The sequence below is a fragment of the Dyadobacter sp. 676 genome (assembly GCF_040448675.1).
Classification (GTDB): Bacteria; Bacteroidota; Bacteroidia; order Cytophagales; family Spirosomataceae; genus Dyadobacter.
The window spans coordinates 5852014-5879003 of sequence record NZ_CP159289.1 but is presented as its reverse complement, the minus strand read 5'-3'; the positions used below and the strand labels follow the sequence as shown (position 1 = coordinate 5879003).

17 protein-coding genes are annotated in these 26990 nt (G+C 53.9%); 9 read left to right on the top strand and 8 right to left on the bottom strand.

The window, feature by feature from the left end; translation table 11 throughout:
• The first annotated feature begins 59 nt into the window (after positions 1-59).
• Positions 60-698 carry a response regulator transcription factor gene (locus ABV298_RS25915; protein WP_353719035.1) on the top strand — a complete coding sequence of 213 codons (639 nt, stop codon included), beginning with the start codon at positions 60-62 and terminating at the stop codon, positions 696-698.
• Here ABV298_RS25915 and ABV298_RS25910 read toward each other — a convergent pair.
• Positions 676-3840: an ATP-binding protein gene (locus tag ABV298_RS25910; RefSeq protein ID WP_353719034.1), complete on the bottom strand. Its 3165-nt coding sequence runs from the start codon at positions 3838-3840 to the stop codon at positions 676-678. The two genes, ABV298_RS25915 and ABV298_RS25910, sit on opposite strands and share 23 nt — an antisense overlap.
• Positions 3841-4095: 255 nt before the next feature.
• On the opposite strand from ABV298_RS25910, the gene ABV298_RS25905 reads away from it, so the two are divergent.
• Positions 4096-4752: a DUF4230 domain-containing protein gene (locus tag ABV298_RS25905; protein WP_353719033.1), complete on the top strand. Its 657-nt coding sequence runs from the start codon at positions 4096-4098 to the stop codon at positions 4750-4752.
• Positions 4753-4772: 20 nt separating this feature from the next.
• Here the strand turns inward: ABV298_RS25905 and ABV298_RS25900 are convergent, their stop codons facing one another.
• Positions 4773-5039, bottom strand: coding sequence for a SemiSWEET transporter (locus ABV298_RS25900; RefSeq protein ID WP_353719032.1), 267 nt, complete (start codon positions 5037-5039; stop codon positions 4773-4775).
• Positions 5040-5327: 288 nt separating this feature from the next.
• Between ABV298_RS25900 and ABV298_RS25895 the strand changes: the two genes are divergently transcribed.
• Positions 5328-6770, top strand: a complete 1443-nt coding sequence (locus tag ABV298_RS25895) for an MBL fold metallo-hydrolase (RefSeq protein WP_353719031.1) — start codon at positions 5328-5330, stop codon at positions 6768-6770.
• Between the two features lie 98 nt (positions 6771-6868).
• Here the strand turns inward: ABV298_RS25895 and ABV298_RS25890 are convergent, their stop codons facing one another.
• From ABV298_RS25890 to ABV298_RS25865, 6 genes are all read right to left on the bottom strand, one after another.
• Positions 6869-7423, bottom strand: coding sequence for a DUF4142 domain-containing protein (locus tag ABV298_RS25890; protein WP_353719030.1), 555 nt, complete (start codon positions 7421-7423; stop codon positions 6869-6871).
• A gap of 227 nt (positions 7424-7650) precedes the next feature.
• Positions 7651-9108, bottom strand: coding sequence for a glycoside hydrolase family 30 beta sandwich domain-containing protein (locus tag ABV298_RS25885; protein ID WP_353719029.1), 1458 nt, complete (start codon positions 9106-9108; stop codon positions 7651-7653).
• A 78-nt stretch (positions 9109-9186) separates the two neighbouring features.
• Complete coding sequence (locus ABV298_RS25880; protein ID WP_353719028.1) at positions 9187-10653, bottom strand: RagB/SusD family nutrient uptake outer membrane protein; 1467 nt, start codon at positions 10651-10653, stop codon at positions 9187-9189.
• A gap of 12 nt (positions 10654-10665) precedes the next feature.
• The gene (locus ABV298_RS25875; RefSeq protein WP_353719027.1) at positions 10666-11826 is read right to left on the bottom strand and encodes a TonB-dependent receptor; all 1161 of its coding nucleotides are present in this window, start codon (positions 11824-11826) and stop codon (positions 10666-10668) included.
• Positions 11771-13633, bottom strand: coding sequence for a SusC/RagA family TonB-linked outer membrane protein (locus ABV298_RS25870; RefSeq protein WP_353719026.1), 1863 nt, complete (start codon positions 13631-13633; stop codon positions 11771-11773). The genes ABV298_RS25875 and ABV298_RS25870 overlap by 56 nt, the downstream gene beginning before the upstream one ends.
• A 332-nt stretch (positions 13634-13965) precedes the next feature.
• The gene (locus tag ABV298_RS25865) at positions 13966-15921 is read right to left on the bottom strand and encodes a 7TM diverse intracellular signaling domain-containing protein (RefSeq protein WP_353719025.1); all 1956 of its coding nucleotides are present in this window, start codon (positions 15919-15921) and stop codon (positions 13966-13968) included.
• A 289-nt stretch (positions 15922-16210) separates the two neighbouring features.
• Between ABV298_RS25865 and ABV298_RS25860 the strand changes: the two genes are divergently transcribed.
• The 6 genes from ABV298_RS25860 (at position 16211) to ABV298_RS25835 (ending at position 26968) form a co-directional block, all read left to right on the top strand.
• Positions 16211-17950: a hypothetical protein gene (locus ABV298_RS25860; protein WP_353719024.1), complete on the top strand. Its 1740-nt coding sequence runs from the start codon at positions 16211-16213 to the stop codon at positions 17948-17950.
• A 218-nt stretch (positions 17951-18168) separates the two neighbouring features.
• Positions 18169-19506, top strand: coding sequence for a sugar porter family MFS transporter (locus ABV298_RS25855; protein ID WP_353723254.1), 1338 nt, complete (start codon positions 18169-18171; stop codon positions 19504-19506).
• Positions 19507-19527: 21 nt separating this feature from the next.
• Complete coding sequence (locus ABV298_RS25850; protein WP_353719023.1) at positions 19528-20448, top strand: carbohydrate kinase; 921 nt, start codon at positions 19528-19530, stop codon at positions 20446-20448.
• A gap of 35 nt (positions 20449-20483) precedes the next feature.
• Entirely contained in the window at positions 20484-23645 is a 3162-nt protein-coding gene (locus ABV298_RS25845; protein WP_353719022.1) for a TonB-dependent receptor, read from the top strand.
• A 20-nt stretch (positions 23646-23665) separates the two neighbouring features.
• Positions 23666-25378, top strand: a complete 1713-nt coding sequence (locus tag ABV298_RS25840; RefSeq protein WP_353719021.1) for a RagB/SusD family nutrient uptake outer membrane protein — start codon at positions 23666-23668, stop codon at positions 25376-25378.
• Between the two features lie 81 nt (positions 25379-25459).
• Positions 25460-26968: a glycoside hydrolase family 32 protein gene (locus ABV298_RS25835; protein ID WP_353719020.1), complete on the top strand. Its 1509-nt coding sequence runs from the start codon at positions 25460-25462 to the stop codon at positions 26966-26968.
• The last annotated feature ends 22 nt before the right edge of the window (positions 26969-26990 follow it).

The following is a 26990-nucleotide window of genomic DNA, read 5'->3' as shown; positions in this document are numbered from 1 at the left end:
TAGAAATATTACTACAATTGCACTTTATTTTGCGGTAAGCCATCTTTTCATTTCGTTTAATGAATATACTGATCATCGAAGACCATTTCCTTGTTCGGATGAGCATGAGGATTCTGCTGCAAGATCTTTACAGCGAGGCGTATGTAGACGAAGTCGAGGGCTTCGATCACGCTATGGAACGCATTCAAAGCCTCCCTTATGATCTGATCCTGCTCGACATAGATATACCAGGCGGGCTGGGAACTGCGATGGTGGGGCGTATCCGGAAACAGCAGAGCGATGTACCTATTCTCGTTTGCTCGGCAGCCGACGAACAACTCAATGCGCTGGATTTCATTTCGGCGGGCGCGAACGGGTTTCTTCCCAAAAGCGCTGAAAAAGCGGAAACAATCAGGGCTATCTCGACCGTGGTCAAAAGAAACCGGTATATAAGCCAGGCCGTGCAAGACAGGCTGCTCAGTTCGGTAGTATACAACAAGCAAAGCCGCAAGCGCCCGACCGGCGCAAAAAGCCTTTCGGGCCGGGAGAGGGAGATCTCCGAGCTTCTGATTGCCGGCAAGTGGGTCAAGGAAATTGCGGCTTACCTGGATATTCAATCCAACACGGTAAGCACTTACAAAGCCAGGATATTCGAAAAACTGGGAGTTAGCAATGTCGTCGATCTCGCACGGAAAATCAGGGAGCCTGAGCGCTCGTGAACGCTTCGCTGCCCGCCGTGACCCACCGCCTCCGGAAAACAATCACGACACGTGTTCCGGGGACCAGGCGTTCTATCCGGATGCTCTCGGCAATCGCCGGCGCCAGCTCCTTCACCATCACCAAACCGATGCCCCCGTGTGTGCCCGGCTTTCCGAAAGAGCCTTTCTTTTCAAACCAGGCGATGAGTTCTTCGGGAATTCCACAGCCCGAATCCTCGATAATCAGTTCGAGCGTGTCGCTTGCAACCGAAATGTAAGCCTTTATTTCTCCGTTGCTGGTAAACTTATTGGCATTGTCGATCAGGTTATGGACGACAATCTTCATCAGCGGCGGGTGCGTCATCACGCGGGTGTCCGCGGGCACCAGGTTTAGAAAGGTATTGGCGTTGATCCGGGTATTTTTCCCGTAGAGCTGCATATTCTCTTCGACCAGCTTGTGCAGATCGACCATTTCATTTTTAGGCTCATGCTTGTAAACCTGAACTTTCACGTAGGCGAGCATGTCTTCCAAAGAGCCTTTTACCCTGCGCATCGAATCCTCGATGTTCCTGCCTACCAGCGAAGCCATGTCATACTCCCCCCTTTCGATCATTTTTTGCAATTCCGCAGCTACGATGATGGCCGCCCCCAAAGGCGACCGTACGTCGTGGGCAATCGAAGCCATCAGCCTCGACTGCAAATGCATTTGGCTAAGTACTTCCTGCTGCGAATTTTCGAGGTCGCGCAATGCGGACCGCAACTGGCCTGTCCGTTCGTTGATCTGCCGCTCGAGCATCAGGTTGGCCCTGCGCACCCTGAGGGTCCTGTATTTTACATACTGGGCCACGGCGATGCCCAGTGAAATCGCCAGCAATGCATAGAACCACCAGGTCTGGTACCAGAAGGGAGGTACGTCGATCCCGATCGTTTTATAGGCGAAGTTATCTATCCCAAAACCGTTTTTCTTCCTGATGAACAGCGTGTACCGTCCGTCGCTCAGGGTGGATATATTGATAGTCGCTTTGTTTACCGCCACGGCGTCCGCACTGAGCCAATCGGATTCGGCGGGAATGGAGCCTTTTTCTTGCAGCGCATACGAGAATCCTACATTCTGATGGTTACCGAAAAACGGGGTCACCAGCTCGAATGTCAGCACTTTTTGGGTCTGGGAAAATGTCACCGCATCCTGCCCTACCGGCATCGCTTTGCGGTCGATTTCGATGCGGTTGACGATTATTTTGCGGTCGGGAAGCTCAGGCGCTATGCTTTCCGGTTCAAACCAGACCAAACCATTCATGGAAGGCAGCGAAACCTCCCCCGACGACATCCGTACCGCACAAGGCTGGCAGCCTCCGTTGAATTCATTGCTTTTGAAACCGTCCGCTTTAGAATACTGATGGTAATATATTTCACCCGGCTGCTCCGCATAACGTAAAAGGTCCTCTTTCAGCACCTGGAACAGGCCATGGTTGGTCGGTATCCAGAAGTAGCCTTTGCGGTCTTCGATAATGCAATGGGTGTTGGCGAGGTATCCCTTCCGGTCGGGCGGAAATCGGGTTAGCTTGCCGTCTTTTAAAAGGAAAAAGCCGTCTTTATACGTCGCTATCCAGGTTTCCGGGCCATTGATATGAAGACTTCGTATATAAATGTCCCTCAAACCCGGAACTTCTGTTACCCTTTGCGTCGTGCGGTCGATCCGGAAAAGCCCGCGCCGGGTACCTACCCAGATAAAGCCTTCTGATTCGTCGATCCAGGAGATATAGATTAAAGGCGCTTTTCGGTACAATGCGGGAACTGCCCGGTCCGTAAAAGGTTTCTTCAGGTAAAAAAGCCCTTCTTTGTGGGTCCCGATCCAGATCGTATTGTCGGCCCCGCGGTAAAGCTGGGTGATTTCGGACGGCAACGTCCACGACCGCCTGATTTTCGATGCGTCCGGCTCGATACACATCAGCTTCGCCTGTTTTTTGCACCAGATATATCCTTCCGGATCAACGAGAATGCTGGATTTGTCCCAATCGACGCTTTTCGTGATCAGGGGTAACTGTGCCGCATGTGTCCCTCCGCCGAAAGTGTCATGATGATAGGCGATGCCCTGGCCCGTGAGCACGCCATCCGGCATTAGTCCGGCTTGCCCGTAATAAACCTGATCCGTACCGGGAAAACTGCTTGCCTGCACTGTGAATTTATCCCTGGTCAACACAAACAATCCGTTCAGGTGGCTCCCCAGGAAAATCCGCCAGGCTTTCTGATCGAAATACATCCCTTTGATTTTCTCTCGTGGGAAATCGAAACCTTGCAGGATCAGCCTTGAATCCAGATTCCCCTGCGCGTCGGCGGTAACGAAGTACAGGGATTTGTCGAGTATGATGAACACCTGGCGGGTCGCATTGTTCCAGAAGACGATGCCAGGCTTCCCTTGCCTGAACGCGGGATCGTGCGGCAGTTCGCCCTTAAAGTCTGCGGGCCCGCTTACGAGTGACGCCGGACCGGCCGTAAACCTCGCCAGACGGCCGTTTTCGAGGTGGTAAAGATTGTTACCCAGACAAAAAAAATCCCACCTTCTCTTCGACGGAAACGCCACTTCGGCTACTTTTTTCTTCCGCTCGTAATAGGTTAATGCCCGGGTATCGTATACGAAAAAGCAATCGTTTCCCGTGGGCAATACGAACGAGTCGGGGTACGGGTTCCCGTCGAACAAGCCGGGCGTCCGCACCAGCAGATGCGTATGGTCCCCGACCGGGTACGGAAACGGTTGTTTTTTCAGCTCGTTGCGCAGAATCGTATCGATTGCCGCCGCTCCTCCGCGAATATGGATAAAGCCATTTTCGATATTCACCGCAAAGAAACCTTCCGGGCGAACGCGCGGGTCGATATGGACCGAACCGATGCTGCCCGATGAATAGGTTTTGCCAAAATTATCGAAAACCCTGAAATCCTTTCCGTCGAAACGCACCAGGCCCCGCTCCGTTACAAGCCAGACGAAGCCCAGCTCGTCGGATACGATCGAATAGATGCTGTTTTGCGGAAGCCCGTTTTCGTCGGTAAAATGCTCGGCATGGAAACGCGATATATCGTTCCGGTTAATGGATTGGGAACTGACGTACAACGGCTTTGCACAACCTATTAGCAGCAGTATCAGTATGCAAAAGGTATTTTTAGCCACAAACAACGAGCATATGCTATTCGACGGAACGTGAATTTAGAAATTATTCTATAAAAAACCGACTGAAAGTCTGTCAGACTATTCGCATCGGGGATAACGGGCCGGAATATTTCCGGGTCGAAACCAGATTTTGGTGAATCCCGCGGGGAAGGCCGGTACAGCGGCCAAACGCATTCGTCCGGCGATCATTTGCCGCAACTATTTGGCGTTACGGCTTTTTTGTCTGAATTTAACCAGAAATAAAACACACAGCCAATGGACTCAACCACTTTACTTTTTTTGATCGTCAGCCTCGCCGTCGGTGGATTCGCGGGTGCCTCCGTCCGCTCGTTTTTCGATAAACGGACTTCGGCCAAAGCGGTGTCCGGTCACGAAGCGTCCGTATTACTGGAGCGCATCGAAAAGGTCTTTAAAGTTGTAATGGCGGAAGGGTATTTTACGGAAATTTATAACTACGAAAACGACCGGAAAGTCTGGCATATGATCAACGATAAGAAAAAGGCGCTGATCATCGCGAAGGCGAAAGTACTGGTGGGATACGATTTCACGAAAATGAAGTTCCATTACGACAACCAGGACCGGCGGCTCGTAATCGATTTTTTCCCATCCCCCGAAATCCTTTCTATCGACACCGATTATAAGTTCTATGATATCGAGCAAGGATGGTTGAACAGGTTTCAGACCGAAGATTACACCTCTATCCTCAACCAGGCCAAGCAAATCATGAATGAGAAAGCAATGCAGAGCGATCTTCCCCGGATTGCGGGAAACCAGGTACAGCTCATGATTTTTCAGCTTGCGAATTCGATGAACTGGAAAGTGGAGCTCAGGTTACCGGACGGAAATCTGGCCACGCTCGGGGAGTATAATCGCTACCACGGGGTAGCGGCGGAAATTAAAACACTGAATTGACGCCGCATTCCCGGCTAACGCTAACTTCCCGCCTTCTTGTATTTGAATTTCAAGACCAGCATGGCCACATTCAGGCCTATCGTAAAAAGGTTGGTAGCGATAATGGGAATGTCGCTTTTATTGAAGCCATAAAACACCCACAAGGCGTTGCCCGTCAGCAATACGATGAACATCGCCATGGAAACATCGCTGGCCTTCTTTTTCCGGATCGTCGTTACCAGCTGCGGTATCACAGCGGAAGACGTGCAAATGCCGGCAACCAGGCCGACGACTTCGATTATGTCCACTTTGTTATCGATTCGATTAGATTCTATAGAAATTTGCGTGAATATCCTTATGGATATCATCTGGTCCGGCCTCCTTTCAATAAAACCATACCTGCGCTAGCTTCCCCGGTCATTTTCACGGCTTCGTTGTTCAGCGACTGCTTCGTGCGGGCGCGCGTCCGTCGTGCTGCCGGCGAAAATCCGGGCGGTTTAATGCGGGTGTTCGTTAACTTTGTATCAAACCGGGCCGCCCGATGTTCTCCCTTTCGGACCCCGGCCGGAAATCGGTCATAACTTGCAATCGAATCTATGGAAAGAAGAAACTTCGTTAAAAATCTGGCTTGTCTGGGCGTCGCGTCCGCGGTGCCCTTTCACAGAATACTCGGCCGGACCGTCTTTTCGTCGGCGCAATACGAAATCGAGCAGTTCGAGGTGAAAGGGCTTGCGCACTTTTCCTACGCCGTCAGGGCCGGTGCCAGGGTCATCGTCATCGATCCGCAGCGAAATCCGGCTGTTTACTATGACTATGCCAGAAAGAAATACGCCGAAATTACCGGCATTATCGAAACACACCCGCACGCCGACTTTGTGAGCGCCCACCAGGAAATGCAAAAGAAACTGAACGTGCCGGTATACGCCAGCAGTCTCACACAGGCAAAGTACCGCAAGACGGCCTTCGACGACGGGAATGCCATCAAGTTGTCGGACAACGTCACGCTGCGGTCGTTGTACACGCCCGGGCATGCACCCGACCATATTTCCGTGGTACTCGCCGAAGACGGTCGGGACAAAGTGGTTTTCTCCGGCGACGCGCTTTTTATCGGTGATGTCGGCCGCCCCGACCTGCGCGAATTTTCGAAAAAAACGGAAGCCCAGCGCCAGCGGCTCGCCGAGATGATGTATGATACCGTCCACAACAAATTTGCCAAACTGGCCGATGACGTGGTCGTGTACCCGGCGCACGGAGCGGGATCGCTTTGCGGTAAGTCCATTCGGAAGGCGCTTAGCTCGACGATCGGCGAAGAAAAACAAAGCAATTATGCATTCGAAACGCGGCCTAAGGAGGAGTTTGTCAAACTGCTGCTGAGCGACCAGCCATTCATACCGGCCTATTTCAAATATGACGTCGAACTGAACATGGCCGGTGCGCCCGAGTTGAAATCGGGTCTGGCGGCAGTGAGGCGATTGGCCCGGAACTATCGCCCGGAAGCGAACGCCACGGTGATCGACGCCCGGCCGGCGAATCTGTTCAAGGCTTCCTACATTCCCGACGCTGTAAATATCCAGGGCGACGGCGCGGGGTTTGTGACCTGGCTCGGTACCATCGTTCATCCCGACACCACGTTTTACCTCGTTGCCCAGGATGAACAAGCGCTGCAAACCGCCCTCGAAAAGACGGCCCTGATCGGATATGAATCGAAAGTGAAAGGGGCTTTTACATATGACGCCAAAGACGGCGAACAATTCGCGGCCTTCGACCGGGCCGGATTCGACCCGAAAGCCAATCGGTATACGTATGTGGATGTGCGGACAACCAGAGAAGCGCAGCAAACACCGCTTTTCGAAAATGCGCTCAATATCCCCCTTCAGGACCTCGAAAAACGGTTGTCTGAAATTCCCACAGACAAGCCCATTCTCGTAAGCTGTGCTTCGGGATATCGTTCGGCAACCGCCAGCAGCCTGCTCAGGAAGCGCCTGCCCGATGCGAAAGTTTACGACCTGGGTCCGGACGTGGCCGAGTATTTGAAATAATAACTTCTGTCGATAATCCCACGGTCCGGTCGGCCGATGACGGCTATACGTTCATCGGCTGACCGGGCAGCGGTGGTTTTGAGGCGCGACTCAAACACTCATCGGATCGAATCCCGCAACATTTGCGACATTTCCAGATGGTGCTGCAAAGCGGGTATCTTGTCGGCCGCCCACGATTTCAACTCGCCGTCGTTCCCGCTCGCCGCCTGCGTCTGGAAGAGCTGTACCGTTTCCTGGTGCGAGGAAACCATCATCTTCGCGTACATGGCATTGAATGCCGCTCCATTCGCCGCCGACAGGCTATCCAGCTTCTGTTGTTTGGCGGCACTGAGCGAACCCGGTACCGAAGCGCCTTTTCGCTCAGCCAGATTTTTGAGCTCCTCGTTCACTTTCGAATGATCGGTAACCATCATTCTTCCGAACGACTTCACACTGAGCGAATCGCCGTGCATAAAGCCCATGGAGGTAGAATCGCCCTTTGCAACGGCCAGTTCCCCGGCCTTCACTTCGAACATCCCGCCATCGGCAGCATTGGTCACGAATATTTTGTCGGCGTTCGACAGGCTGTTGCCCGGATCGTTCTGATCGTCGTCATCGTCGCATGCAACGGCTATCAACATGGCTGCGAAAAGCAGCAAACGCATTTTTTTCATAACAGAAAGATTTGATGAACAGATAAAGATTTGATGAACAGATTTTTAGTCGCGCGCCGTTTTAAAGAATCGTGCCAGAAGCGAGGCAGCCCGACGGCTATCGATCGGCCAGCGTGGCCGATCGATAGCCGTCGGGCTGAACGTGCTGGTTTCCCCACAGGATTTTATTGTAAAGCACCTTCCAGCGGGCCTACCCACTTGTGTGGAACCGATCGGGCGCCGCAGTTTCACTTCCACACAAGTGTCGCTACCGCATTGGGGTCGATCGTGTAGCTAAATTGATTTTCGCCGAATGAAACGGTGAACTTTCTGTTGTCGGCGCTCTGGTTTAGTATTACCAGTACTTTGGAACCGTCCGTGTTGAGGAACGCCACATGTTCGAGGCCAGTCGACGCGCCCAGCCTGTCCGACTGCACATGGAATGCGCCCGGGCGAACGAATTTCGACATATGGGCAATCGCATAATATTCCACGTTTTTCGTCACGCTGCCGTTGGAGGCGATAGTCACCACGCCACGGCAGTTATCGCAGCCCTTATTTTTCGGGCCATCGTTTTCATCCAGCGCCAGGTTCCACAAGAGCGCATTCTTCGACCAGTTGTTGGCAGTTCCGATGAAAATATTCGACATATTCCATTTCAGGTTGTCGGCAAAATTGGTGGCCCAGCGGCCGCCGGATATTTCAGTGAAATACAACCCTTTGTCGGGAAACCGGTCATGGACCTGACTCATCGCCGACACGTTCCCGCCATACGCATGAAACGCCGAACCGGCGACATATTGGTTGGCCTTCGGATCACCCAAAATCGACAGCGGATAACCGGGCCTGTCCCAGTTGTGGTCGTACAACAGGATCTTCGTGCCGATCGCTTTCGTCCGGAAAAGCGGCCCTAAGTGGTTTTTGATAAAATTGCACTGCGCTACCGAATCCATGCCCATCGACGGGTACGCAGCCTCATGCAAAGGCTCGTTCTGCACCGAAATCGCGTCGATAGCGATGCCTTCTTTTCGGTAGGCATCGAGGTATTTCACAAAATAGTTGGAATAAGTCTCGTACCACTCCGGTTTAAGGCTCCCTCCGGCCAGTTTGCCATTCGTTTTCATCCACGCGGGCGCCGACCACGGGGTGGCCATAATTTTGATCGCCGGCTGCAACACGACTACGGATTTCAGAACGGGCAACAGGTCCGCCTGATCTTTCGAAATGGAAAATTGTTTTAACCCGGGATCCGTTTGCCCTGCGGGCAGATCGTTATAGGTGAAATCTTCCAGCGAGAAATCCGATGCGCCCATTGTAACGCGCAGGTAGCTTATACCGATTCCCGTCTGCGGATCAAAAAGGTCTTTAAGCAGGGCCTCACGCTGCGATACGTTGAGTTTCCGGTTGATCAGGTAGGCCGAAGAACCCGTAAGCGCGGCCCCAAAGCCATCCATTTCTTGCAGTTTGGTCGAAAAGTCGATCCCGATCAGGTGGGCCGATGGTGCGACTGCGCCCACCTTGCCGATCGTGACAGGGTTTTCGTTTTTTAGTAATTTGCTTTGCTGGCCGTTGGTAACCCACACGGCTACTTTGCCGGAAGAAGTGGTATCAACCGGGCCGGGACTGTCAGTCGCCGGCGTTCCGGCCGAACAACCGTTCAGCGCAACGGCCAGACTCACGGCCGTCGCTATCAGATTTGCTTTCATGGATTTGATAAAAAAAGAAAGCCATGCCGGAACAGGTGCCCCGAAAGCATCCGTCGCCCGGCATGACTCAGCTAATTCCTAATAGCCCTTGTTCTGGGTCAGATTGGCATTCTTGTCGATCTCGCCCTGCGGAATCGGCCACAGGAGTTTCGTATCGGTAAGTTTGTAGTTCAAACTGTTGCCCGAGCCGTCCTTCACCGCCTCCATTACCGGCACCACCCTGCCCGTCCGTACCAGATCGTACCAGCGCTGCCCCTCGAACGCGAGCTCCAGCCGGCGCTCCTTCTCGATCGCAAGGCGCATTGTCGCCTGGTCCGCCGCCTGTGTTGCCGGCAGCTTCGCGCGCGTCCGCACCTGGTTAACCAGCGCGCGGGCGCCTGCCAGATCGCCGGTTTCGTTCAATGCCTCCGCCTTTAGAAGCAGTACATCGGCCAGGCGGTACATGATGATATTTTGCGAGGCGTCGGTGTTGCGCATTTTATAGGCAAACGGGAACTTTGTCAACGGCCAGTATTTGTCCGACCATTTGCCTGTCACATTGGCCGTATAAATCGTCGATGCTTTGCGTACCACGTCCTTCTCGTCGTCATAAGCCTTTACAAGGTCATTGGAAGGGGTATTGAATTTTTTCCAGTCGGTGCCGAAAAACATGGAAGAACCCCAGTTTCCACCGGTCGACCAGTCTTCGAAATTCAGCTCAAAAATGGCTTCTGCGCTGTTTTCGTGCTTGCCATCCCACAAATCCTCGAAATTGGGCAGCAGCGTATAACCCAATGCAATCACCTTGTCGGCATGCTCTTTCACTTTCGCCCAGTCCTTGCGAGTTGCGTACACCTTTGCCAGCAACGTATGCACCGCTCCCGGTGTCACCGTCATTTTGTTCGGTCCCGATTTCGGCACAGTAGTGGCAGCCTCGTCCAGATCCTTAACAATTTGGGCATATACCTCCTCTGCCGTACTTCTGGCAGGATAAAGCTGGCCGTAAATTTCGTCCACATTTTCGGAAGTAATGGTCGGCAACTCGTCCACCACCAACGGCACATCCCCATAGATCCTCACCAGATCAAAATAGGCCCTTGCCCTGATAAATTTCGCTTCCCCGACTATCTGCGCCTTACGATCGGCCGGCAGCGAGGCGTCGGTTACCTTGGGTACATTGGCGATAATAGAGTTGGCGCTCGCCACGTGATTGTACAAATATTGCCAATCCCTGGCTGCAACCGCATTGGTCGAGAGCATCCTGAATTCATCCACTTCAAACCAGGCTGCATTGTCGGCGCCCGCATAGGAGTTATCCGATTGCCCGTCGCCCAGAATGAAGTAATCCATCACATAATATTCCGCGGAGCTGTTCTTGAAAATCGCGTAGCACCCTGCCAGGGCGGCCTCGGCGCTCGCGACGTCCCTGATGGCCGAGCCGGCGGTGCCGCTACCGCTTTCGCCCACCACGGTTTGGGAAACAGGCTGTAAATCGAGTTGGTCCTGGCACGACGGAAGCAGTATGGATAATCCCAGGACAATCGCTATATAATTGATCTTTTTCATAAAATTCCTGAATTAAAACTGAACATTGAGACCCGCCACAAATGCCCGCGATACCGGGTAGGTTCCGTAGTCGATACCCAGGGTGGCTCCGCTCGACGTGAACGCATTCACCTCGGGGTCGAACCCTTTGTATTTGGTGATCGTGAAAAGGTTTTGGGCAGTCAGGTAAACAGTCGCCCGGCCCAGTTTAAGTTTGTCGGCGAACTCTTTACCGAGCGCATACGAGATCGTGGCGCTTTTCATCCGCAGGAAGGAGGCGTTTTCGACAAAGCGCGACGAAATCAGCGAGTTGTTGACGTTGCCGTCGGTTGCCCTCGGAATATCGGTAATGTCCCCCGCCTTTTGCCAGCGCCGCAGCACCTCGGTCGACTGGTTTTTGCTGTCATACATTCCCTCCGTTTCCAGCCTCGACGCATTGAACGCCTTGTTTCCCTGCGAGCCCTGGAAAAGGAACGACAGGCTGAAATTCTTGTAGGTCAGGTTGTTGTTCATCCCGTAAGTAAATTTCGGCTGTGCCGAGCCCAGGACCGTCCGGTCGGAAGGAGAGAAAACGCCGTCGCCGTTAATATCGCGGTAGATCATGTCGCCGGTTTCCGGATTTACGCCATCGGCGATGTAACCGTAAAACGTTCCCAGGGAAGCCCCTTCCTGCAAAATGATGATCTGGTCGCTCCGGCCTTCCACCTCGGCGTAGCGATAAATTTTGCTCAGTTGCAGTTCGGTGATTTTGTTGCGGTTGAATGCAATGTTGAAATCGGTCGTCCACTGGAAATCCGACTTATCAAAATTGACGCTCGACAAAACGAATTCCAGCCCCTTGTTTTCCAGCTTACCGGAATTTCGGGGTATGTAGGTGTAGCCGCTTGTGTTTGGCAACGGCACATTCAGCAGCAGGTCGTGAGTCTTTTTCAAATAGGCGTCGGCAGTGAAAGTGAGGCGGCCCTGCAACATACTCAGGTCGATACCGAAGTTGGTCTGCGTGGTCGTCTCCCATCGCAGGTCGGGGTTAGGCGCGTACGTGGGAGGCGTAACGGCCGGGCCCGAAGGCGGCGTGGTAGGCGTGCGGCGCGTGTAGCTGTTCAAACCATAGGATGCGTAATTGGCCAGCCCTTCCTGGTTACCGTTTTGTCCCCAGCCGCCACGCAGCTTCCAGGTCGGTGATGAACTTGACATCCTCCATGAACGGCTCCGCCGAAATGCGCCAGCCGGCCGACACCGACGGGAAAAAGCCCCACTGGTTTCCCTTGGCGAGCTTGGATGACCCGTCCGCCCGGAAGTTGGCCGTAATCAGGTATTTGCTGTCGAAGTTGTACATCAACCGCCCCAGATAGGAATTCAGAAACCATTCCGATTGCTCGGTGTAGGCTTCGGTGATCTCATTGGCCGCGTTCATCGTTTTCACAACGCCGTCCGAAGGGAAGTCCCGGCCCGCGATATAGGAATTGTTCCAGTTGTTTTTCTGAACGGTCGTACCCGCCAGCGCCGAGAATTCATGCTTCTCCCATTTCTTTTCGTAGTTAAGCGTATTTTCCCAGAGGTAGGTAAAGGAGTTGGAACGCGTCGCATTGCCGAGTCCGTGCGTGCTGCCGTTGGCTCCCCAGCCCTCGGTTGTGCGGTATGGGTCCAGGTAATAGTCATTGGCATGGTTCATAAAGTCGATCCCGAAATTGGAACGGAACACCAGCCCCTTGGCCAGCGTGAAATCACCGGCCACATTGCCGAAAATCCGGTTGTCCCTGGCCGACTGGTCAGGCCCGAACATGGCCGCCAGCGGATTGTCCCAGCCTGCTTTAAGGGGATTTGTCGAGAAAATCGTTCCCCTTACCGAATCCTGGGAATATACGCCCATGGTCGGCGGAGCACCCAGCGCACCCAATACCACCGCATTGCGGCCCGCGTTGTTGTTGTCCTTCACATCGCGGATCCTGGCATTGGAATAGCTGACGTTCGTCGTCAGTTTGAACCAGTTTTTGATCTGATTATCGAGGTTCATGCGGAACGAATACCGCCGGTAGCTGGCCGGCTTGATAATCCCCTGATCCTTGGTGATCGCGCCCGATACAAAATACCTGTTCTTGTCGTTACCGCCCGAAAATGAAAGCTGGTAGTTCTGGTTATGTCCGGTGGTGAAAACTTCCTTGTTCCAGTCGGTCGTTTCGCTGCCCACCGTGATGTTATGCCCCATTTCATTCATCAGGTCGGCATATTGCTGCGGATTCAGCACGTCGATCTTTTTGGCAATGTTCGAAAAGCCGTAATAGGCCGAGAAATTAACCTGCGACTGGTTGGCCTTACCCCTTTTGGTAGTGACGATCACTACGCCATTCGAGGCCCTCGCGCCGTAAATAGCCGCCGAAGATGCATCCTTCAATACCTGGATACTTTCGATATCGTTCACGTTCAGGTCGCGGGTGTCCATGGTTGGCACTCCGTCGACCACGTACAGGGGTTCGTTACCCGCCTGTACGGACGTCGCCCCGCGTACACGGATAGACAACGCGCTGCCCGGTTTTCCGGAAGGCTGCGTGACCTGTACGCCCGCTGCTTTTCCCTGTAAGGCTTGCGCCGCCTGTAAAATCGGCCGTTCTTCGATGTCTTTCGTGTCGACCGACGCTATTGAAGTCGTCACATCGCCTCGTTTCTGCGTACCATAACCGATCACTACCACCTCGTTCAGCGTTTTCAGGTCCGCTCCGAGCGTTACGTCGATCTTCGTTTGGGAACCTACCGTCACTTCCTGTGTTTCGTAACCGATAAATGAGACCACCAGCACCGCCTGTTCATTGGGCACGGTGATCGAATAATTTCCGTCTACGTCTGTTACAGTACCTGATTGCGTTCCCTTCACCAGCACACTTGCGCCGGGCAATGACTGATTTTGCTGATCCCTGACCACCCCCTTCACGACGATCTCCTGCGCGTTCGCGAGGCTTACCGCCGCCAGAATCATGGCAATGAACACCGTAATTCTCTTTCCCATAGATTGTTAAATGAATTATTGGTAATTAATCGGATAATTTCTTGGACAATTCCATGGGGCAAATTTAGGCATAGTTTGAGAAAATCAATAGCAGAAAATATTTATAAACACCTGTATAATAGATACTTACATCAATATTGATACGGTTCGGAACCGTTGGCCACGACGGTCGATTTGCCTGATTTACAGCCGGTGACAGCGGCCTGGACGCACACGCGGCCCCGAACGTTGATACGGCTGCAAACCGTCGATTTTTGCCAAAAAAAGTGCGTAAATTTCCACCAAGCGGAAAAGCGGGTTATCCGGCGGGGTACGTTTTGGGAGCGGGTATCTCAGGCTGTTTCGAAAGAATGGTCGAGCACGAGCAGGCTCCATCCCTCGCCCGATCTGGAAGCGGCAATCTCCTTGCGCCGGTCCTGCATTACTTTTTTGATCCTGCTGGCATATGCCCAGCAGGTGCCTTGCCGGATGGAAAGGATTTCCGACAACTTGTGAGAAGAAATTTTCCCCTTTGTGGTATACATCAAAAAGACCATATAAAATGCCTTGTTGATCGGAATACGGGTATTCTGGAAAATCGTATGGGCGATCACCGATTCGTCGTAATCGCATTTGGCGCACCGGCGGCTGTGGGGCGAATGCCCGTGAAAATAATGGTTGTGGCCGCATTTCCGGCATTCGTAATGGTCGCCGGCTGCATCGCTTCCCCATTTCATCGCCGCCAGAAACCTGAAACAGCTGTCGTTGTCCGGGTAAATCCTGCTGAACTCCTCGAAATCCACCTCCGCCGACATCACCCGTGCCTGGGTCACTTTCACCACATTGGTATGCAGCACTTCGTTATCCTTTTCCAGCAGCCGGTTCATTTGCAGGATTTCCTCTTTCTGTTTCTGTAAAAGCGCATTGACTTCCGTCAGCTCCTGGTTCTGCGCTTCGATAATCGCCGACTTTTCCAGCACTTCCCTCGTCCGCTCTTCTACCTGCGCTTCCAGCCTGCTGTTCAGTGAGTCCTTCAACTTTTCATTCAGCCTCATCTGGTGAATGATTTGTTTTTGCGCCTTATCCTTTTTGGTTTTCAGCACCCGCACCTTGTCGCCGATCGCGAACGAGAGAAAAATCATTTCCAGCACAAAACAGATGCTCAGGCTGTAATAGGTGACGACGCCAAAATTCAGGCCGTCGACGTGCAACATTAGCAACAACTTGTGTATGAAGCCGATAGAAAGAAAGGTGTATCCCAAAACAAAGAAACGTGCGGGATGGTAACCTTTCCGGTAAATGTATATGCCTGTGTAAAACGCTACCGCGAGCGGGACCAGCTCCACGAACTTGTAACTGAACCAGTCGGTGTCGATGAAGAGGCAAACGGCAAAAAACAGGGTCCGCAAAACCATTATCCCCAGAATGATACGGTCCAGTACAGGGGCTTTTTTATGCGTGTAGAGCAATGTCCTCGTAAACTGCAGTGCGAAAATACTGATACCGTACAGGGCTATGCCATAGGCGTACTGGTTCCAGTGCGGCGCATCGGGCCATAGATACTGATAGGCTATGCCGTCGATACACATCTCAAAAAGGCCCACACTGAGGTTATACAGAACGTAATACAGATATTGCACCTGCCGCACCGCGAGGTACATCATCAGGTTGTAGAAGCTGAAAACCAGCACCATTCCGTAAAATATGCCGAAGATGAAATATTCATCCAGTGCGTACTGAATGAAACGGTTCACCGAGCGCAGCACGATAATGGCGTCCGCCGTCTGGTGGGATTTCACCCGGAAATAATAGGCGCCGTCGTACGCGGTTGTGTTCGGAATATTAAGTTCGAAATTTTTGTGGGCGTATTCCCGGTTTCGGAATGGCAGCTGGTCACCCATCCGGCGCATCACGTATCCGCCGTGCCCGTCCGGCGAATAGGCCGTAATATCGTCGATCGTTTGATCGAAAAATTCCAGCACCCAATTCTTGCCGCTTTCCGGGTTATGCCGGATCCTGATCCTGTACCAATAGGTGGATTTCAGGTTGTAATTCTGGGGCGTGTTGGTCCGGCTGTTCACAAAACGGCCGTTCAATGCGGGCGACAAAATTTCCGCAAGTGTGTATCCGCCGGTGGTATCTTCCAGATATTGAATTTCATCCCCGATGAACATGTGCTGATCCTGCGAATCGGCTATCTCCACGGTGCGTTGGGGAAATGCGTGCCCGAACACGCCGATCACAAATAATGCGATTAGCAAAATGGGCTTGCGGCAACCGGGAATGGAAAAGTATGGCATGCGATGCATAACGCTCGGATGGATGTCTCACACATAACCGGTTTCCGGCGGCGCCGGGTTCCTCCGGTGTGCCGCCGTTTATCAGGCGGCCGGTCGGGAAAGAAAACCCGCGCGACCGGTCGCTGGCGTCCGGGCTGCCGCGAATAGCCGGAAACCCGCAAAACAGCCCCGCTTCGACCGTACGCTAAGAAGAACACAACATACTCATTCACAGTCAGATATTCCGTTATATTTACTGTTACCGTATAGGCATGCACGGCATTCTGTAAACACGATCTCTCACCTAACTTCCAGGTTTATGAAACCCGTCCAGCGTTACCTCCCATTGATCCTTCTTGTACTTTCGGCCTGTTTCAAGAAGCAGGAAAAAAAGGAAGGAAACCAGCCCTCCGATAGCACATCGCGCATTGCAGTGTGTTACAATCCCAAAACCACCGATATCGATTGGTATGGTTCGCAAAAGAAAGCGCCCCGGCTGAATGGGCTACAAGGCGTCGATTTCAAAATTTCGACTTCCAACCCGGAAGCACAGGCATATTTCAACCAGGGACTGATGCTGGCGTACGGCTTCAACCACGCCGAGGCCGCCCGTTCGTTCTTCGAAGCCATCCGGCTCGATTCGACCTGTGCGATGGCTTACTGGGGCTTCGCGTATGTGCTGGGGCCCAATTACAATGGGGGAATGGAGCCCGACAATCTGCGGCGCGCCTGGGAAGCGGTTACCAAGGCGCAAAAGCTGGCGGCAGGCTGCACCCCGAAGGAAAATGCGCTGATAGGAGCACTGGCCACCCGTTATACCAAAGAGTCGCCCGCTGACCGGGCGCCCCTGGACGTCGCTTATGCCGGCGCGATGGAGAAAGTATACAACCAATACCCCTCTGATCCCGACATCGGGGCCTTATATGCCGAGGCGCGGATGGACCTGCATCCCTGGGACCTGTATGAAAAGAAAACAAAGGTGCCCAAACCGTGGACGCCGGCACTGCTGACCACGCTGGAAAATCTGTTGAAAAAGAACCCGAAACACCCGGGCGCACACCACTTCTATATCCACGCGCTGGAATCCTCGGCAACGCCGGAAAAAGCCATGGCATCGGCCGTGCTGCTCGATTCCCTGGTTCCGGGCGCCGGCCACCTCCTGCACATGCCGTCACATATTTACATCAACACGGGCGACTATCATCTGGGCTCACTTTCCAATATCCGCGCCGTGAAGGCCGACAGCAGCTACACCACCACCTGCCACGCCCAGGGCGCTTACCCGCTTGCCTACTTTCCGCATAATTACCATTTCCTGGCCGCCACTGCAACGCTGGAAGGGAACTGGGAGCTGGCCTGGATGGCTGCACGGAAAGTTCAGGAGCATACCGCGCGTGAAGTAATGCGTATGCCGGGATGGGGCACGCTTCAACATTATTATACGATACCTTATTATATCGCCGCAAAGTTTTCGATGTGGGATTCCATTCTCTCCCTCCCCCGCCCAGCCGACGACCTGGTCTACCCGCGTGCGATCTGGCATTACGCGAGGGGTATGGCCTTTTTGGGTAAACACGACCTTGCCCGCGCGCAGGAAGAAATGAACTCGCTCGCCCCACTCGCAGCCGATACCAGCCTGGTTCACCTGACCGTGTGGAATATCAACACTACCAGCGAACTGGCCCGGATAGCTTCCAAAGTGCTGGCGGCAGGGCTGGCTGCGCAGCACAAACAGCTGGATAAATCCGCAGCCCTGCTCAGAGAGGCCGTTGCCCTTGAAGATAACCTCAATTATAACGAACCGCCGGACTGGTTCTTTTCGATCCGGCATCACCTGGGTGCGGTATTGCTCAAAGCGGGAAAAAACGCAGAAGCGGAAAGCATTTACCGGCAGGATTTGCAGACCTGGAAGAAAAACGGATGGGCGTTGGCAGGTCTTTACAATTCCCTGATGGGACAAAAAAACACCCGCGAAGCGCAGGCAGTCAAATCCGCATTCGATCAGTCGTGGCGGTATGCGGACGTGAAAATCACCAAATCGTCCGGGATAGCGGATTAACATGGCCCCTTCCGTTTTCGCGAAGGGGCCCGACTGGTAACATTCCTGAAAAACCTTGAAACAAATCTGAAAACCGCGCGTCAGTGCGAGATCACAAATAACTAATAATCAGCATTATAATATTAAAAAAAGGGAGTTTAGAATTTAAAAACTTTTGGTACGGAATCTAAAATAGTTTGCCCGGAGAGCCGGTAGCTTCGTCAGAAATCAATTACAAAATCATGACAAGCAAAAAGGTAATCTTCTGGGCATTCACAGTGGCACTGGGCGGTTTTTTATTCGGATTTGACACAGCCGTAATATCGGGCGCCGAAAAATCGATCCAGCAACTGTGGGGCCTTACCACGGTACAACACGGTTTCACGGTTTCCATCGCGTTGATAGGCACAGTCCTCGGATCCCTCACGGGCGCGATTCCTTCCGAGCGCTATGGCCGCAAATACACGCTTTTTGCCATCGCGGTCCTGTATTTGCTTTCTTCGATCGGTTCCGCGCTGGCGTCCGACTGGGTTTCTTTTCTCATTTTCCGCTTTCTCGGCGGAATCGGCGTCGGAATTTCATCCGTTACCGCGCCGCTTTACATATCCGAAATATCCCCCGCCAACGCACGGGGGCGGCTGGTGGCAATGTTCCAGTTCAATGTGGTGCTGGGCATTCTGGTTGCCTACCTTTCCAATTATCTGCTCGTTGGCATGGGCGACAACGACTGGCGATGGATGCTCGGCGTGCAGGCTTTTCCGTCGCTGCTCTTCCTGGTCGCGGTACTGTTTGTCCCTGAAAGCCCCCGCTGGCTGATTGTAAAACGCGGCAAAATCGAGGAGGCACGGCGGATACTCACCGTCGCCAATAGCGGGATCGACGTCAGCGGGATCGTTGCCGATATCAGGAATTCCGCCCATGCAGGCAAGCAGGACGGTGCTGCCGTTTCCATTTTTTCTTCCCAATACAAACTGCCCGTATTGCTGGCTTTGCTCTTTGCCTTTTTCAACCAGGTTTCGGGCATCAATGCCATCATTTACTACGCGCCGCGCATTTTCGAGATGGCCGGCCTGGGCAAAAGTTCGGCATTGCTCTCGTCGGCGGGTGTAGGGCTGGTCAACTTTTGCTTCACCTTCATCGCCATCAACCTCATCGACCGCTTCGGCCGCCGCACGCTGATGTTCATAGGCTCTTTCGGGTTAATAGCAACGCTCGGGCTTGTGGCGCAGGCATTTTACAGCGGCAATCTCGGCGGCTACGCGGTGCCGGTTTACCTTTTCATTTACATAGCCTTCTTCGCACTATCGCAGGGCGCGGTGATCTGGGTTTTCATTTCCGAGATATTTCCCAACCAGGTCCGGGCGGCCGGTCAGTCTATGGGCAGCTTCATGCACTGGCTGCTGGCGGCGGTGATCGCCTTTACATTTCCCTACATCGCCGAAACCCTGGGTGGCGGCAACACTTTCATGATCTTCTGCGGGATGATGGTACTCCAGCTCATCTTCGTGTGGAAACTCATGCCCGAAACCAAAGGCACTTCGCTGGAACAGATCGAAAAGACATTGATACTCCACTAATCACCCGTTAACGCATACGACATGACACCAAAACTGACCGTTTTTGGGGAAGTACTCTGGGACGTACTTCCCGACGCCCGGCTCGCCGGCGGCGCACCGATGAACGTCGCGGTACATTTGCAGCGCTATGGCATGGACGTTTCCTTTATCAGCCGCGTCGGCCGTGACGAACTGGGCGCTGAGCTGCTCGCATTTATGGCTGAGCAAGGCCTTTCGACCAGGTGGGTACAAACAGGGGAAACCCACCTTACCGGCATTGCCAAGGCCAACGTGTCGGACAGCACCGAGGTTACCTACAAAATCCTGCACCCGGTAGCCTGGGACTACATCCGGTTCGACCATGCAGCCGCCCAATGCGTCGCTGCCAGCGATTTCTTCGTTTACGGCACCCTCGCCTCCCGCGACCGCACTTCGCGCGATACATTGCTGCGCTACCTCGCCAGCACGCGTGTGCCTCACGGATGCGTGCCGATATTCGATGTGAACCTTCGGCCTCCGCATTATACCCGCGAACAGGTGACAGAACTCCTCGCCTTCGCACGCATCGTGAAGATGAATGAGCACGAGCTCCGGGAAGTAAGCGGCTGGCTCGCACCGTTTGAAAACGAACGGCAAGCCATGGCCGTGCTCGTAGACCGGTTCGGGCTCGACATGCTTGTGCTCACCTGCGGGGCGGAAGGTGCCATGGTGCTCACCGCCGGGGGCGAATACCACCGGCACAGCGGATTCACCGTAGACGTTTCCGACACGATCGGCAGCGGCGACGCGTTCCTCGGCGCATTCCTTTACCGGTTCGCTACCGGACATCCGCTGCCCGCCTCGCTCGAATTTGCCTGTGCGGCAGGGGCATCGGTTGCCAGCAAAAAAGGCGCATTGCCCGCATTTACCGAAACCGACATCCACGCCCTGATCCATATGCGGCAACAAGTCGTTGCCCACTGATTTTTCATCTTACCCTAATTTTAATCAATACCCTTATGCGAAAAATTTTACTGCTGGTGGCCTTTGCGGTCGCCTGTGTGGTGAACATGCCCGCCCACGCGCAAAACAGGGCACAAGTGAAGGGCGTCGTCAGGAGTGCCGACGGCGAGCCGCTTCCCGGTGTAAATGTTCTTGAAAAAGGGACTTCGAACGGTGCCGTTACCGACGTTTCGGGAGCATATGCCATTACGCCCGTCGCAGGGGCCACATTGGTGTTTTCCTACATCGGCATGCAGACGAAAGAAGTGGCGATAGGCGACCGGACCGCTATCGACATTACGCTGGATTACGACCAGAAAAGCCTCAACGAGGTCGTGGTGGTCGGGTATACCTCTTCCAAAAAGGAAGATCTTACCGGTGCCATCGCCGTGGTGGACATGGCTCCTTTGAAAAATATCAGCTCGGGGAATCCCATGCAGGCATTGCAGGGCCGCGTGCCGGGATTGTACATCGAGAAAACCGGCTCGCCGAACGGCACCAACTCCCGGATCCTGATCCGCGGCGCCAACACCCTCGGCAACACCGACCCGCTTTACATTATTGACGGCGTGCCTACCAAGCGCCCGGAGGTTTTTCAGGGACTCAATCCCAACTCCATCGAATCGATACAGGTTCTGAAAGACGCGTCGGCCTCGTCGATCTACGGCTCGCGGGCCTCCAACGGGGTGATCATCGTCACGACAAAAAACGGCTCGAACGCCAACGGAAAGATCAATATCGATTTCAATACGAGCATTTCGGCCCAATCCGAGAAATACGCGCGGTTCAAAATGCTGAATGCCGTCGACAGGGGCCGTGCATTGTGGCAGGCTTCTGTGAACGATAAGGTGAATCCGGAAGACGGCTACGGGGCCCTGTACCAGTTCGACTGGAACAGGGATTTCAGCAACCCGGTCCTGAATAGCGTGAAAGTACAGCCTTTCGTGGGCGGTAACCCCAGTATGCCCGCCGGCGATACCGACTGGCAGAAGGTGATGTACAAAACCGGCATCGTCACGAACAATGAGCTCACCATTTCAGGCGGAAACGGCGCCTCATCGCTTCAAATTAATTTGGGATATTACAAAAACACCGGCATGCTCCGTTACACCGATTACGACAAACTCAGCGGCCGCATCAACGGGCTGACCAGCGCATTCGACGGCAAACTTAAAATCGGGGCCAACATGCAGCTCGCTTCCTCAAACGAAACCCTGGCCTCGACCGACATCGGCGGGGCGGCCACGCCGGGCCTGGCGGTTACGCTGGCGCCTACCATTCCGGTATATGCCAAAGACGGTTCGTGGGGCGGCGCTATCGGTTCGGGCTATTCCGACCGTAACAATCCGCTGCACATGCAGGAGATCAACAAATGGGACAACGCGCACCGGCTGACGCTGTTCGGAAATGTGTTCGTGGAAATCCAGCCTTTTAAAAATTTCTTTCTCAAAACCAGCCTCGGAGCCGACAATGCGGCCTACCGTTTCAAAAACATCGAACAGTCTTTCGAAGAAGGCTCGTTCGGCCGCGCGAACAACAGCCTGACGATCGACCAGAACCGTTTTCTCAGCATTACCTGGTCGAACACCGCCCGCTACAACCTCGACCTCGGCAACAATCATTTCAAGTTCCTGGCGGGTATCGAGGCTATTAAAAACGACTCCGATTTTGAAATAGCGAGGAAAGAAGGTTTCGCGGTGCAAACGAAGGAATATTTTGTGCTCAACGCGGGTACGGGCAATACCAATGTGACCGGTTCCGGCTCGGGCAGCAGGCTGTTGTCGCAGTTCGCCCGGATCGATTACGGCTTTTCGGACCGCTACCTGGCCGCGATCACCATCCGTCGCGACGGCTCCTCCCGCTTCGGGTCCGAGAATGCCTATGGTATTTTCCCCGCGGCCTCTGTGGGCTGGCGCATCGATAAAGAGAGTTTTTTCAAAGGCATTACCAGGATCAGCAATCTGAAACTGCGGGCCGGGGTCGGCAGGGTTGGAAACCAGGAGATCGGGGACCTCGCCCGCTTCGGATTGTATGATACGCGGTACGGCGCCCGCCAGTCGCAATTTCCGAACGGCCATAACAGCTTTTTCGACCAGTTCTATAATATCGGCACGGCCTATGACCTCAATGGGGCCAACACAGGCAACCTGCCCTCGGGCTTCGTGTCGATCCAGGGCGCTAATCCCAACCTGAAATGGGAAACCACCGACGAGGCCAATTTCGGGCTCGACTTCGGGCTTTTCGACGGGATGATCCAGGGGTCGTTCGACTACTTTACGCGCAAAACCAGCGATATCCTTATCACCCCGCCGGTGGCTTCCGCGGTAGGCGAAGGGCAATTGCGCGTGCTGAACGGCGCGGCGAAGTCCAACAGGGGCTTCGAGTTCTCGGCGGGATACTACGCGCGGCCAAAGGGCGATTTTACCTACAATATCATGGCGGGCGTGAGCCGTTTCCGCGATAAAATCACATCCCTGCCCGAAGAAGTGCGCGCCGCCTACCCCGGTAACGCGATCCAGACGATCCTCGGCCATTCGCAGTTCGATTTGTTTGGTTACAAAACCAATGGCCTCTTCCAGAACCAGGCCGAAGTGGACGCCGCTCCCGCGCAGGTGGGCGCAGGCCCGGGCCGCATCCGTTACGTGGATACCAATGGCGATAACCGTATCGACGACCTCGACCGGGTGTTTTTCGGCACAACCCTGCCTGCCTTTGAGTACAATCTGAAAGTGGAGGCATTCTATAAGTCGTTCGATCTCGCCGTTTTCGGCTCGGGCATCGCAGGCCGGAAGGGATTCGATATTTATACCTTCTACAACAACTTCATCCGCGGCCGCGAGAATGTAGGCCCGGGCGTGTTCGATGCCTGGTCGCCAACCAATACCGGTTCCAAAATCCCCGCATTGTCGTTGTCGGATGCCAATAACGAGACGCGTTCTTCAGATTATTTCAATGTCAATACTTCCTATTTCAAACTGCGCAACATTCAGCTGGGTTACGCGCTGAACCAGGAGTTGGTGCAGAAGATCAGGCTGCAACGCGTGCGGATGTACCTGATGGCCGAAAACCTCTTCCTGATCAAATCGAAGCAGTTCAGCGGCCCGGACCCCGAGCGGACGGACATCAACGCCATCCCGATCCCAAGGACATTCACATTTGGTTTGAACATTTCTTTCTAACTCCCGGAAAAGCACATTGTATGAAAAGCAAATACATATTCGGCCTGATTGTCAGTGGGACAATGCTGGTCAATACCTCCTGCAACGACTTCCTAGATTACCAGCCGGAAGGGCTGCTGTCGTCGGAAAACCTCAAATCCGCGTCCGCGGCCGAATCGCTTTGCACCGCGGCTTACGCGGGCATCGGCAACGACGATATGATCGGCCCCATGACCAGCATGTGGGTTTACGGCAGCGTCCGCTCCGACGACGCCTACAAGGGCGGAGGCGGCGTATCGGACGTGGCGGAAGTCGACTTTTACGAGCACTACAATCTTACTCGCCCCGATTTCGGGATGATGCATCCATTCACCTGGGAAAATTTTTACAAAGCGATTTCGAGGGCCAACGCCGCCCTCAACAGCCTCGACGCGTTAACCGAGGCGGAATTCCCGCTGCGCACTACCCGCATTGCCGAAATGCGTTTCCTGCGCGGACATTCACACTTTATGCTTAAAATGCTGTTCAAGAATATTCCCTACATCGATGAAAAGCTGTCGAGCGACGATATTCTGAAAGAGTCCAACGTGCGGTATTCCAACGACGAGCTCTGGAACAAGATCGGCGAGGACTTCCGGTTCGCGGTCGACAACCTGCCGCAGAAGCAAAGCCAGATCGGCCGGGCCAATAAGCTGTCGGCAGCCGCATACCTCGCCAAACTGCGGCTTTTCCAGGCATATGAGCAGGACGCAAACCACAAGGTGACGGCGATCAACAAAAACCGTTTGCAGGAAGTCGTAACGCTCACCCAGCAGGTGATCGGCTCCGGCCAGTACAGTCTGCAACCCGATTTCGCCGAAAACTTCATTGCCGAGACTGAAAACGGCCCCGAATCCATTTTCGCGATCCAGTATTCCATCAACGACGGCACAGCGGTAGGTCGCCTCAGCTATGTAACCGGCCTCAATTATCCGCACGGCGCGCCGCAATACGGCTGCTGCGGCTTCCACCAGCCCAGCCAGAACCTCGCCAATGCTTACCGGACCGACGCCGACGGCTTGCCGCTCTTCGAGACGTTCAATGATAAAAACGTCGATTTTGCTACCGAGACGGTCGACCCGCGCGTGGACCATACCATCGGCATCGATGGCCATCCTTACAAATACGATGCAACCAAGCCGTTCAGCAACAGCTGGGTGCGCGACCCGGGGGTATATGGGTTTTTCCATACGATGAAAGAACAGCAGTTGGCCACGAGCCCGTCGTACCACAAGGAAGGGCCGTTCATCGGCAGCTCCAAAAACATCGACATTATCCGTTACGACGACGTGCTGCTCATGCAGGCCGAGGCGTACATCGAGCTCGGACAGCACGCATTGGCATTGCCGCTCATCAACCAGATCCGCAGACGTGCCGCCGCGAGTACCGCGCGGCTGAAAAAGACGGATGGCAGTTCCCCTTCGAAGTATCATATCAGGGAATATCCCGCTTCGGGCTGGACGCAGGATTACGCCAGAAAGGCGCTGCGCTGGGAAAGAAGGCTCGAATTCGCGACGGAAAGCCCGCGTTTCTTCGATCTGGTGCGCTGGGGTATCGCGGAGCAGACGTTGAATGCGTATCTTGAAAAGGAAAAAGTAAGAAGGCCTTTCCTGGCGACTGCCAAATTCACTGCGGGGCGGGATGAATATCTGCCTATCCCGCAGCGGGAGATCAGCTTTACGAAGGGGCTATATGTTCAGAATCCTGGATACTAAGTTTAATTTGCCACGAAGACACGAATTAAACACGAATACGTTTCGTGAATTTTCGTGCCTTCGTGGCACAAAAAATAAAACATGAGAAAAACGATCACTTCGATACTCGTCGCCGCGCTACTTGCGTCATCCGCAAACGCCCAGGACACCCCTGAAAAATACCGTCCCCAGTTCCACTTCTCGCCGAAAGCCCACTGGATGAACGATCCGAACGGGATGGTGTTCCACAATGGCACTTACCATTTGTTTTACCAATACTACCCGGAGGCCAAAGTGTGGGGCCCCATGCACTGGGGCCATGCCACGAGCAAGGATATGCTGTACTGGAAAGAACAGCCCATTGCCCTTTATCCTGACAGCCTGGGTTACATTTTCTCGGGCAGTGCCGTGGTGGATGTGAACAATACTTCCGGCTTCGGAAAGGACGGCAAAGTGCCTCTGGTAGCCATTTTCACGCATCATAACCCTGTTTTGGAAAAGCAGAAAACCGGCCGCCACGAATACCAGAGCATCGCATACAGCCTCGACGAAGGTAAAACCTGGACCAAGTACAGCGGCAACCCGGTGTTACCTAACCCCGGCATTTCCGATTTCCGCGACCCGAAAGTGCGGTGGTACGAACCGCAAAAAAAGTGGATAATGACCCTCGCCACGAAGGACCGTATTACTTTTTATTCCTCCCCGGATCTCAAAAAATGGTCGAAGGAAAGCGAGTTCGGTGCCGATGCGGGCGCGCATGGCGGGGTGTGGGAATGCCCGGACCTGTTCCCGCTCACGCACGAAGGCAGGCAGGTGTGGGTATTGATCGTGAATATCAACCCCGGCGGTCCGAACAAGGGCTCGGCAGGCCAGTACTTCGTCGGCGATTTCGATGGCAGGACATTTACCCCTTATTCCAAAGAAATCAAATGGCTCGACTGGGGCGCCGACAACTATGCTGCCGTCACTTTCTCGAACACCGGCAACCGCACGCTGCTGATGGGCTGGATGAGCAATTGGCAATATGCCAACCAGGTACCGACCGACCCATGGCGCAGCGCCAACACGATTTCCCGCGAGCTGGGCCTGAAAGCGGCGGGCAAGGAATTGTACCTCACGTCTATCCCGGCGAAGGAACTGGAAGCCATTGAAGGTGAGGTCGTTTCGAAAAGCGAAATTGCCGTGAAAGCACCCGTACAGCTGTCGCCGAAAGGCGGAAATGCTTCCGGCCTGTTCCGCATGGATTTCAAAACCGCCACTGCCGACGATTTCGAACTGGTACTTTCCAATAAATCGGGCAACGAGCTGTTGATCGGGTACGACAAGGCCTCCAACCAATATTACATCGACCGTTCCAGATCGGGCAAGACGGACTTCGAAGCGGGTTTCGGGCAAAAGCACACCGCCCCGAGACTATCGAAGGACTCGGGGATTGCATTGACGCTCGTGGCAGATGTGGCCTCGGTGGAGCTTTTTGCGGACGGCGGCCTTACCGTCATGACGGATATCTTCTTCCCGGATACCCCGATGTCGGACTTGACGATCAAATCGTCAAAGGGCATACGGCTAAGGGATTTGCGGTACACGGCGCTTAAACCCTCGATGGAATAGCCGGGGATGCGCCTTTATTTTG

Excerpts from the sequence above, each read along its gene's own strand:
- ABV298_RS25915 (WP_353719035.1), top strand. The coding sequence starts at position 60 with ATGAATATACTGATCATCGAAGACCATTTCCTTGTTCGGATGAGCATG.
- ABV298_RS25905 (WP_353719033.1), top strand. The coding sequence starts at position 4,096 with ATGGACTCAACCACTTTACTTTTTTTGATCGTCAGCCTCGCCGTCGGT.
- ABV298_RS25895 (WP_353719031.1), top strand. The coding sequence starts at position 5,328 with ATGGAAAGAAGAAACTTCGTTAAAAATCTGGCTTGTCTGGGCGTCGCG.
- ABV298_RS25890 (WP_353719030.1), bottom strand. The coding sequence starts at position 7,423 with ATGAAAAAAATGCGTTTGCTGCTTTTCGCAGCCATGTTGATAGCCGTT.
- ABV298_RS25885 (WP_353719029.1), bottom strand. The coding sequence starts at position 9,108 with ATGAAAGCAAATCTGATAGCGACGGCCGTGAGTCTGGCCGTTGCGCTG.
- ABV298_RS25880 (WP_353719028.1), bottom strand. The coding sequence starts at position 10,653 with ATGAAAAAGATCAATTATATAGCGATTGTCCTGGGATTATCCATACTG.
- ABV298_RS25875 (WP_353719027.1), bottom strand. The coding sequence starts at position 11,826 with ATGTCAAGTTCATCACCGACCTGGAAGCTGCGTGGCGGCTGGGGACAA.
- ABV298_RS25870 (WP_353719026.1), bottom strand. The coding sequence starts at position 13,633 with ATGGGAAAGAGAATTACGGTGTTCATTGCCATGATTCTGGCGGCGGTA.
- ABV298_RS25865 (WP_353719025.1), bottom strand. The coding sequence starts at position 15,921 with ATGCATCGCATGCCATACTTTTCCATTCCCGGTTGCCGCAAGCCCATT.
- ABV298_RS25860 (WP_353719024.1), top strand. The coding sequence starts at position 16,211 with ATGAAACCCGTCCAGCGTTACCTCCCATTGATCCTTCTTGTACTTTCG.
- ABV298_RS25850 (WP_353719023.1), top strand. The coding sequence starts at position 19,528 with ATGACACCAAAACTGACCGTTTTTGGGGAAGTACTCTGGGACGTACTT.
- ABV298_RS25845 (WP_353719022.1), top strand. The coding sequence starts at position 20,484 with ATGCGAAAAATTTTACTGCTGGTGGCCTTTGCGGTCGCCTGTGTGGTG.
- ABV298_RS25840 (WP_353719021.1), top strand. The coding sequence starts at position 23,666 with ATGAAAAGCAAATACATATTCGGCCTGATTGTCAGTGGGACAATGCTG.
- ABV298_RS25835 (WP_353719020.1), top strand. The coding sequence starts at position 25,460 with ATGAGAAAAACGATCACTTCGATACTCGTCGCCGCGCTACTTGCGTCA.